This is a genomic window from Hydrocoleum sp. CS-953 (genome assembly GCF_002260545.1).
Classification (GTDB): Bacteria; Cyanobacteriota; Cyanobacteriia; order Cyanobacteriales; family Microcoleaceae; genus Trichodesmium.
On the sequence record NZ_LGSU01001286.1, the window covers coordinates 1 to 9,293 of the forward strand.

The following is a 9,293-nucleotide window of genomic DNA, read 5'->3' on the forward strand; positions in this document are numbered from 1 at the left end:
GTTTTATATATGTAGTGTTTAGAACTCTAAATTCCTAAATTATGATAATCTAACTAAAACTCAATCTACGTCCATCTCTGTAAAAATATATAAAAGTAAAACCGTCAGAATAAACAGCTAATGTCCAGCTCAGAATCTAATCCTTCCTCTGAACAACCAGAAAAAATCCATTTACCTCGCACTAGCGAGTCAGAAACTCTCAAAAAAATTCGTCATACCACATCCCATGTCATGGCAATGGCCGTGCAAAAGCTATTTCCCAAAGCTCAGGTAACAATCGGCCCCTGGATTGAAAATGGCTTCTACTACGACTTTGATACCCCAGAATCATTTACAGAAGCTGACCTAAAAGCCATCAAAAAAGAGATGGTCAAAATAATTAAACGCGATTTACCCGTAATTAGAGAAGAAGTCAGCCGGGAAGAAGCTAAAACTAGAATAGAAGCAATTAAAGAACCTTACAAATTAGAGATTCTTGAAGATTTAGAAGAACCAATAACCATTTATCATCTTGGTGAAGAGTGGTGGGATTTATGTGCAGGCCCCCACATCGAAACTACAAAACAACTTAACCCCAAAGCAATTGAATTAGAAACTGTTGCTGGAGCTTATTGGCGTGGAGATGAAACTAAAGCCCAATTACAACGTATCTATGGTACTGCTTGGGAAACTCCAGAACAACTAACCGAATATAAAAGACGTAAAGAAGAAGCTCTCAAAAGAAACCATCGTAAACTAGGTAAAGAATTAGGACTATTTATGTTTTCCGACCTTGTTGGACCGGGATTACCTATCTGGACTCCCAAAGGTACAATGTTAAAGAATTCACTGAAAGACTTTCTCCAACAAGAACAACAGAAACGGGGTTATTTACCTGTAGATACTCCCCATATTGCCAGAGTAGATTTATTCAAAACTTCCGGACATTGGCAAAAGTATAAAGAGGATATGTTCCCGATGATGGCCGAGGATGAAGAATCAGAAGCTCAGGAACAGGGTTTTGTTTTAAAACCAATGAACTGTCCATTCCATATCCAAATCTATAAAAATGAATTACGTTCTTATCGGGAGCTACCAATACGACTTGCCGAGTTTGGCACTGTTTATCGCCATGAAAAGTCTGGGGAATTAGGTGGTTTAACACGAGTCCGGGGTTTCACTCAAGATGATTCTCATTTGTTTGTGACACCCGAACAACTTGAAGCCGAGTTTCTTAGTGTGGTAGATTTAACTTTATTTGTGTTTAAAAATCTACAACTAAAGAATTTTAAGGCTAGATTAAGTTTCCGTGACCCTGACTCAGATAAGTATATTGGCTCTGATGAGGCTTGGGAAAAAGCTGAAGGTGCGATTCGTCAAGCTGTGGAAAAAATGGGTATGGATCATTTTGAGGGTATTGGTGAAGCTGCATTTTATGGCCCAAAATTAGATTTTATTTTCCAGGATGCTTTGGAGCGAGAATGGCAGTTGGGTACTGTACAGGTTGACTATAATTTGCCGGAACGATTTGATTTAGAATATGTGGCAGAAGATGGAACCAGAAAACGTCCGGTAATGATTCATCGGGCACCTTTTGGTTCTCTAGAAAGGTTAATTGGTATTTTAATTGAGGAGTATGCAGGAGATTTTCCTCTTTGGTTAGCTCCTACCCAGGCTAAACTTTTACCAGTTAATTCAGAATTTTTGCCTTTTGCTCAAGAGGTTGCCGAAAAGATGCGTCAAGTAGGTATTCGTGCTGAGGCGGATATAAGTAATGAACGTTTAGGTAAATTGATTCGGAATGCTGAGAAAGCTAAAATTCCTGTAATGGCTGTTGTGGGTGCTAAGGAAGTTGAGTCTAATAGTCTGAGTATTCGGACTCGTAGTGCTGGTGAATTGGGAAGTATACCTGTGGTAGAAGCANCCGAAAAGATGCGTCAAGTAGGTATTCGTGCTGAGGCGGATATAAGTAATGAACGTTTAGGTAAATTGATTCGGAATGCTGAGAAAGCTAAAATTCCTGTAATGGCTGTTGTGGGTGCTAAGGAAGTTGAGTCTAATAGTCTGAGTATTCGGACTCGTAGTGCTGGTGAATTGGGAAGTATACCTGTGGTAGAAGCAATTCAGAAAATGACAGAGGCGATCGGCAACTATGAAAATTTCTAGTATGGCTACGCGGAAGTCAGAAGTCAGAAGTCAGAAGTCAGAAGTTTTGATTGGTAAGGCTTTGAGTATTTTGTCACTGGTAACATATTTCTGACATCCTACACTAGGTTTCTCTTTACAAAATACCTAAATATTCAGTTTTGGGAATTGCCCAACTTATGCTTAAACCGTAAAGTTTGGAGGAGGTTATTTAAGTTAGCCTTCTACCTCCTCTCCAAGAGCTGCGCTTTTTCATGTCGCGCAGCTAAACAGAGGAACTGCGTTAACAGTTTGGTATCCATATGAAAAGCCTCCTGAGTCCTAACTATGTTTTTGATGTCCCGTAGCTAAACAGTAAAGACTGCTAAAGCCAGAGACTTGAAATACTGAAGTTCATTTTTTTTATTCCCTTAAAATTAAAAGAGGACGCTTAAGACCTTATTTTTTGGTCAAGCTCTAAACATCTATANTCCAAGAGCTGCGCTTTTTCATGTCGCGCAGCTAAACAGAGGAACTGCGTTAACAGTTTGGTATCCATATGAAAAGCCTCCTGAGTCCTAACTATGTTTTTGATGTCCCGTAGCTAAACAGTAAAGACTGCTAAAGCCAGAGACTTGAAATACTGAAGTTCATTTTTTTTATTCCCTTAAAATTAAAAGAGGACGCTTAAGACCTTATTTTTTGGTCAAGCTCTAAACATCTATAAATACCAATTCCCATGCATTATTGCTATACTTGGGCGATACTTCAGTTATTAACTAATCAGCACAATCATAATCATTTTTTTGCTAATTTTAGCTAGTTTAATGTTAATTATTCTTATGTTTGCTTCTCCCGTACGGACGTTGCGTGCAACGTCCCTAAACTCCCCTACTCTGAAATAGATAAAGTTTTTGAGAAATGGTATAACTAGGGCTTGCTGATTAAATCTCAAAGCATTTACCGATAAAGGTTTTAGGCTTTTTAGGTCTGAAATACTTTGGTTTTCAGCTATTCATGCTCAAAAAGGAACGCATTTGTGGCGCATAGTTGGGCAAAAAAATTACTCCCCTACTCCCCTACTCCCGAAAAAAGACTTTTGAGCGCAAACCCTAACTATTGACCAAAACCAGGAGGTCTCAACCCGACCCTTTTAAGGGGATGAAATTAATATTCAATTCAGTATTTCAAACCTCGGGCTTTAGCTGGAAGTACTGATAACTGATAACTGATAACTGATAACTGAAATGACCTGCCTCTCGATAAATTCAAAATTGAGACTCAGTCTATTTATTTGATCTATTTTTTGATAAGCTCTTGATAGTATATAAAACTTTTGACCTGAGAATGGTTAGTTGGCCATTAACTAATGATGACCAATTATCAATTATCCCTTTCAATACTGCCAAATCATATTTGACAGTCATCTGTAGAAGGTAAAACTTTTATGTGAATGAATACCTCTAAGTAGTCTTTCACCAGTTATACATAAATTAACAGATATAATTGAGTAATAAATAAACAACTATAAGTAATTATACCAATAGTTGAAAGCTCAAACTATAGTATTCTCTTTCAAAAGTTCAATCAGATTGTTATATTATTAATAGGTATATTACCTATTTTATTATCTAGAGCCAAGGTCGGCGATAATCTGAACTATTTTTTTTGCGAAAGGCGCTGGAACATGAAACCATCTAATTTAAAGGAACTATATGAAACCTACTGGTTTCAAAATAAAAAAATTACAACTAAAAATGATTAATACCTTTAAGGTTCCTCTGGGAGGAGGTGTGTTTTTCGCTTTTTTATGTCTAGAAAGCGCGAAAATGCAAAACACCAGATGTCGCTGTCCAGTGGCTCATGTACACCTAGGAACAGTGACTTAATAATATGAACTTTATGAGTACCGCTAAGAAAAAAGTAGAATCTCTATTAAACAAATTGCCAGATAATTGCTCCCTTGAAGATGTTCAATATCATTTATATGTAATTGAAAAAGTTCTTCATGGTTTAGAAGTAGCTGATAAAGAAAGAAAAATTACACAAGAAGAAGCTGAAGGGCTTTTGAGTAAATGGGTTATAAAGTAGTTTGGTCTTCTAAGGCTATAGATGATGTGGATGCGATCGCTTCCTACATAGCGCGTGATTCTGTTTCCTATGCTGCAGCAGTAGTCCACAGGATAATTAATGTTACTAAAAATTTGGTTAATAATCCTTTAGGGGGAGAAGTAGTCAAAGAGTTTGGGGATGATAGTTATCGACAAGATTATGCTTATAGTTATCGAGTCCTTTATAAGGTTAAAGGTGAGGTAGTGACGGTTGCTGCGGTTATTCATGGAAAAAGGTTATTAGATTTGTAGGTTAAGGGCGATCAGGCTCCAATCGAATATCAGCTCAGAACCGAGTTTCAATAGAAGCTCGGTTTTCTAGTTAAGAAGGAAGAAGGAAGAAGGAAGAAGGTGGAATTCAATAATTAATAATTAACAATTAATAAGGCGTTGCATATTTGGGGGATGATAATTAAATTTGCATAAGCTGAAAATTTTGATTTATAAGGCTAAATTGTAGGATAAATCTCAAAATCATCCCTTGATAATGCAACGCCATTAATAATTACTTCTTCTTGAAAATAAGAGGATTGGTTAAAAAGGAAATTTTTTTCTTCTCTTGGTTGATTGGATATGGCGTTAACGAAGTGGCTCTGCAAGAGCGGGAGACCCGCTCCTACGGACCCGCTGCGCTAACGCCATCCCATCCTAACGGACTGCTCCGCAAACAACCGCTTTTTTATCCTTTAAAGGAGAGAGTTTAAACCCTGATTTTTCGGTAATAAGGTGGAAGTAATACCAGTTTGAAAAAAGAATGCTACAAAAGTGACGTTTCTATCACATAAATCTTCTACTGCATCGGCAATAATATTTAACCATAAAGGATTTCCACTATAGAGATTTATCAAGTCTAACCATTTCTCTTTATCTGTTAAGTTTTTACTTTCTAAAATTGCTGTTGCTGACTTTCCTAAACTATCAAGTTTTAAGGTCTGACAATGATTATTTCCTGATGTTATTTTTGGTTGTTCTTGACTGAGGAGTAATAAACAACTTTGGTGGGATGATGTGGCTATTTGTTGAAAACATTTACCATAATTTTCATGTTCTTCCAGATAAGTACCAGCTAATTTTCCACTAGCAAATATTTATTGTAAATTATCAAAAATCAGTAAACAACGATATTTACGAAGGTAATTTATTAATTTATTGTTGATGGTTTGAGAGTTGGCAAGTTTTTCTGTTTTTGAGGAGGGAGAATCTGTTTGAGATAAGAATTGAATAATGTTTGTTTGTAGAGATTCACAGGAGGAGTAGTTATCAATATTGCGCCAGATTATATAATCAAATTTATCTTTTATTTGTTGAATTAATTCTACAGTAAGTGTACTTTTTCCGATGCCTGTTAATCCTAATATGGTGATAATACGAGTGTGGTTTTCTATCCATTGTTTGAGGGTGGTTATTTCGGTGTGGCGATTGCTTTGCAACGCTTCGCGATCGCACAGACAATATAAATCTGGAGCTTCAGATAAATCATAATTATTTTCTGGGTTAGTGTGGTTTTGATTTTGGTCAGTGGGAGTGGGGGAAGATTTATTTTTAGGGGTGGGAGATGTTCTGTTTTCTAGACGGATATTTATATGATTATTGTTAATATTTACGAAGTCATTACCTGTATTTGAAATATGTGAAAAGTAGAAATTTTCTAATATGGAACGAACGTTAGATTTTTTGATATTTTTTCCTAATACATCTGAGAGAAGTTTCCATAATTTTCTACCTACCTGTTTGATATGGTCAGGATGACATTGACAATCATTAGCTATTTGGGGGTATTTTTTGCGGTTTAAAGTACCTTTTAAAATTTCCTTTTGTAGAGAATCTAAATGTTCTCCAGTTTTGGTAAATACTAAATTGTCTGCTAATTCTACTAAGGTCTCAATATCCATAGCTACAGGTAGGGTAGTAGTTTAGTTTTGCATCCTATAACTTTATCACACTTTTTCTCACTGGGAAAATTAAATAACACCTTTTGACACTAAATTAGTTCTGAAAAAAATCTGTTTTACCACTAATTCACATTTTTAAAATTTGCAAAATAGAGATGTATGTGAGTTAATAGAAGATGTAGAAATCAAATATTTAGGCATAGAAAATTTCGGAATCCTATATTTAGGATTTGTAGTTGATTCAAAGCATTAAACATAGGAATTATGCAATGATTTTGAACTGGTTTTCTCAAGACTATTCTGAGGGAAATAAACAAATAACTCCCCAAGAAGAAGAGCAAATATTAGCTCAGTTTCAAAAATGGATATCGCAAATTTCAGAAGTACCAGAAGTTCAGGTAATGATGACCTATGCCGAGGCTATTGATTATTTCCAGAGCGATATGCCATCTCATTGTAGTGTGAAAAAAGGAGTAATTATTCGTCAAGAAATACCTGAAGGACAACTCTTAGGACAGGTGTTTTTAGACACAAATAATCAGCTTGTTTGTCGTTCTGACGGAACACCCTATGGTCGTCAGTTAGTAGCCATAAAATTAGATGGTCAACTAAATATAAATTTTGGGAATCAAGACTTAATTTATGTGAATTTGAAGTCTAATAAATCTAGTTTTAATGAGTTTCATCCAAGGATTAATTGGCAATTTTTGAGTAATTGTTTCAAAGACTTAGGGGAAACAAGAGAAGTCATACCAATTATGACCTATGAAGATGCAATTAAGTATTTTATTACAGATCGACCGTCCGATCCAAGGGTTAAAAAAGGATATATTTTACGCCAAACTCATCCCCAAGGTCAACTCTTAGCACAAATGTTTTTGGATAGTAATAATGAAATAATCGATCGCTCAGATGGAAAACCCTATGGTCGCCAGCTAGTTACCAAAAAGTTGGATGCAGAACTAGAGGATGCTTTTGATAACCAAGATTTAATTATTGTGGAGTGAAAAGAAGATGGACCCAATTACCATTGCTACTATTATTACTGCTATTTCTTTAATAATTGCTGGTTTGCGATTAATTCACACTGCTTTCCTGGTTGTATCTACTATTATTGACTGGTTTAGAACTCAGGCAAGAAATCGTGAAATTCATGCTACTTTGAAAGAGAGACTTGCAAACGGGCAACATAAAATCATTGCAGTAGGTTTAGACAGTGATTGCAATGTTAAAGAATCTATAGCTTATCAATCTAAGAAAATTGACTCTGAACTACGGAAAGCTCATCTCGGTGAAAAACTTGTGCTCTGGAATTTTAAAACAGCCAACGACTAATAAATCTTGAAGAAATGAACTCACCTCGCGATATTCGCATACAGGGTATTCCTGATAGTGTACCAGAAGCTATAGCTGCAGTGTGTCGGTCTAGATTTTCCCTGGCAGTCAATAAGTTACTTGATGAAACTGGTATTGAGGATATCAAAATAACAGTTGGTACTGCACTTGAAAAAAACAATTCGCAAAACGGACAAAATTATACCGAGAAAAAATCAGATCGCGACTTATCCCCAGAAAAACCTACTAAAAGGTACGAAGCTCAAAAACCTCTATTTACTTTCGAGCAGTTAGTCATCCCTGAAAAAGTCAGAGAAGACCTCCTCTTAGCTGTTGACTTAATTCGCTTAGAGTCTAAAGTTTTCGACAAGTGGGGTTTGCGTAAAATTGAACCTTTTCCTCGTACAGCACTAAACTTTCATGGTAAACCAGGAACAGGAAAAACTCTCGCAGCACACGCCATAGCTTCTAAAATCAAGCGTCCGATTTTAGTTGCCAGCTATGCTCAAATTGAGAGTATGTACCACGGAGAGGGACCCAAAAACGTCGAAGCAATTTTTCTGGCAGCAGAACAACAAAATGCTCTGTTATTTATAGACGAAGCTGACTCCTTACTTTCCAAACGACTCACCAATGTCACTCAAGGATCGGAGCAAGCTATTAACTCTATGCGGAGTCAGTTACTTATTTGCTTAGAAAGATTTCGCGGAGTAGTCATGTTTTCCACAAATCTTGTAGAAAATTATGACAAAGCATTTGAGACGCGGGTGAGAAATATAAATTTCCCCATGCCAGATGAAACTTGTCGCTGCGAAATTTGGAAAAGACACCTTGTCGAAGAGCTGCCTAAAGCAGAAGATGTCTCCTCAGAAAAACTAGCTCAAGTTGAAGATGTTTGTGGAAGAGATATCAAAAATGCTGTTATAGATGCAGCTATGAGAGCAGCACGTCAAGGAAAAGAAGAAGTTGCATTAAGCGAACTACTTGAGTCTATTAACTCTATTAAGAAAGCACGAGTTAACGTTACTCCAAAATCAAGACCTTTAACTCCAGAAGAAAAAGAGGAGGCTGAGAAAAAAATCAAAGAAGCTTTAGCCAAGAAAAAGCAGGAAGCTACATCCTGATATAGAAAACGTGAAGCATTTAGAGGCTATATTTTTCTCTAAATGCTTCACTTCCTTATCTCTTAAGTCTTAAACAAGAGCGATCGTGCAAGCGGTGCTGAACATTGTAGAATAGGCATCCTGCCTGTCGGAAAATATCGAAAATATCAGGAACGGGCAAGATGCTCATTCCACAAAACTATTAGAATTAGCCCGCATTTATACAACGCCCTCCAAAAATCAAAAGTAAAATCAATTATTTCTACCTATTCCCTATTCCCTCTTTTCCCCGAATTCAAAACTTTAACTGCCACCCCATCATTCAACCTTTGTATACCCGAAACAATCAAATTATCCCCAGACTCCAAACCAGACATCACCTCAGCCATATCTCCCTTAACCAAACCCAACTCAATTATCTGACGCTTTGCCTTTTGCTCTTCACCTTCTCCCTCCAACAAATACACAAACCGTGTCTCCCCTTCAAAACCCACTGCCGTCATAGGCACTACTAAAGCTTGACGCTCCTCCCAAATTACATTAACTTCCACAAACTGACCATCTTTTAAATTTCCAGCCCTATTATCCACATCCACCTTAACTAAAACAGTTTGAGAATCACTAACAGTAGGAGAAATAAAACTAACCTTCCCAATTTCCAAAACCTTACCCTCCGGACTCCTAATCTCCACAGGTAAACCCAATCGCAAATCTCCTCGTCTCTCCAAGGGAATTGGTAAATTTACATC

10 protein-coding genes are annotated in these 9,293 nt (G+C 36.7%); 7 read left to right on the forward strand and 3 right to left on the reverse strand.

What is annotated here, in order from left to right; translation table 11 throughout:
* Nucleotides 1-120: 120 nt before the first annotated feature.
* From thrS to AFK68_RS22925, 4 genes are all read left to right on the forward strand, one after another.
* On the forward strand, nucleotides 121-1,902 hold a 1,782-nt coding region (gene thrS, locus AFK68_RS22915), incomplete at its 3' end, for a threonine--tRNA ligase (protein ID WP_246844361.1).
* Nucleotides 1,903-1,911: 9 nt separating this feature from the next.
* Nucleotides 1,912-2,145 carry a His/Gly/Thr/Pro-type tRNA ligase C-terminal domain-containing protein gene (locus AFK68_RS43580; protein ID WP_256386632.1) on the forward strand — a complete coding sequence of 78 codons (234 nt, stop codon included), beginning with the start codon at nucleotides 1,912-1,914 and terminating at the stop codon, nucleotides 2,143-2,145.
* Between the two features lie 1,860 nt (nucleotides 2,146-4,005).
* A complete protein-coding gene (locus AFK68_RS22920) occupies nucleotides 4,006-4,194 on the forward strand; it encodes a hypothetical protein (RefSeq protein ID WP_094675389.1) in 189 nt (62 codons plus the stop codon).
* Complete coding sequence (locus AFK68_RS22925) at nucleotides 4,179-4,466, forward strand: type II toxin-antitoxin system RelE/ParE family toxin (protein WP_094675379.1); 288 nt, start codon at nucleotides 4,179-4,181, stop codon at nucleotides 4,464-4,466. Before AFK68_RS22920 ends, AFK68_RS22925 begins: the two co-directional genes overlap by 16 nt.
* A 434-nt stretch (nucleotides 4,467-4,900) precedes the next feature.
* Here AFK68_RS22925 and AFK68_RS37225 read toward each other — a convergent pair whose 3' ends face one another.
* A complete protein-coding gene (locus tag AFK68_RS37225; RefSeq protein WP_168186610.1) occupies nucleotides 4,901-5,062 on the reverse strand; it encodes a hypothetical protein in 162 nt (53 codons plus the stop codon).
* A 240-nt stretch (nucleotides 5,063-5,302) separates the two neighbouring features.
* Nucleotides 5,303-6,106, reverse strand: a complete 804-nt coding sequence (locus tag AFK68_RS22930) for an NB-ARC domain-containing protein (protein ID WP_094675381.1) — start codon at nucleotides 6,104-6,106, stop codon at nucleotides 5,303-5,305.
* 269 nt (nucleotides 6,107-6,375) lie between these two features.
* Here AFK68_RS22930 and AFK68_RS22935 point away from each other — a divergent pair, with 269 nt between their 5' ends.
* Genes AFK68_RS22935 through AFK68_RS22945 form a run of 3 tightly spaced genes read left to right on the forward strand, consistent with a single transcriptional unit; the run spans nucleotide 6,376 to nucleotide 8,565 of the window.
* Complete coding sequence (locus AFK68_RS22935; protein WP_094675383.1) at nucleotides 6,376-7,113, forward strand: hypothetical protein; 738 nt, start codon at nucleotides 6,376-6,378, stop codon at nucleotides 7,111-7,113.
* A 7-nt stretch (nucleotides 7,114-7,120) separates the two neighbouring features.
* Complete coding sequence (locus tag AFK68_RS22940; protein ID WP_094675385.1) at nucleotides 7,121-7,441, forward strand: hypothetical protein; 321 nt, start codon at nucleotides 7,121-7,123, stop codon at nucleotides 7,439-7,441.
* Between the two features lie 14 nt (nucleotides 7,442-7,455).
* Complete coding sequence (locus AFK68_RS22945) at nucleotides 7,456-8,565, forward strand: ATP-binding protein (RefSeq protein ID WP_094675387.1); 1,110 nt, start codon at nucleotides 7,456-7,458, stop codon at nucleotides 8,563-8,565.
* 245 nt (nucleotides 8,566-8,810) lie between these two features.
* On the opposite strand, the gene AFK68_RS22950 is transcribed toward AFK68_RS22945, so the two are convergent.
* A partial coding sequence (locus AFK68_RS22950) for an efflux RND transporter periplasmic adaptor subunit (protein ID WP_143438160.1) occupies nucleotides 8,811-9,293 on the reverse strand: 483 nt, incomplete at its 5' end.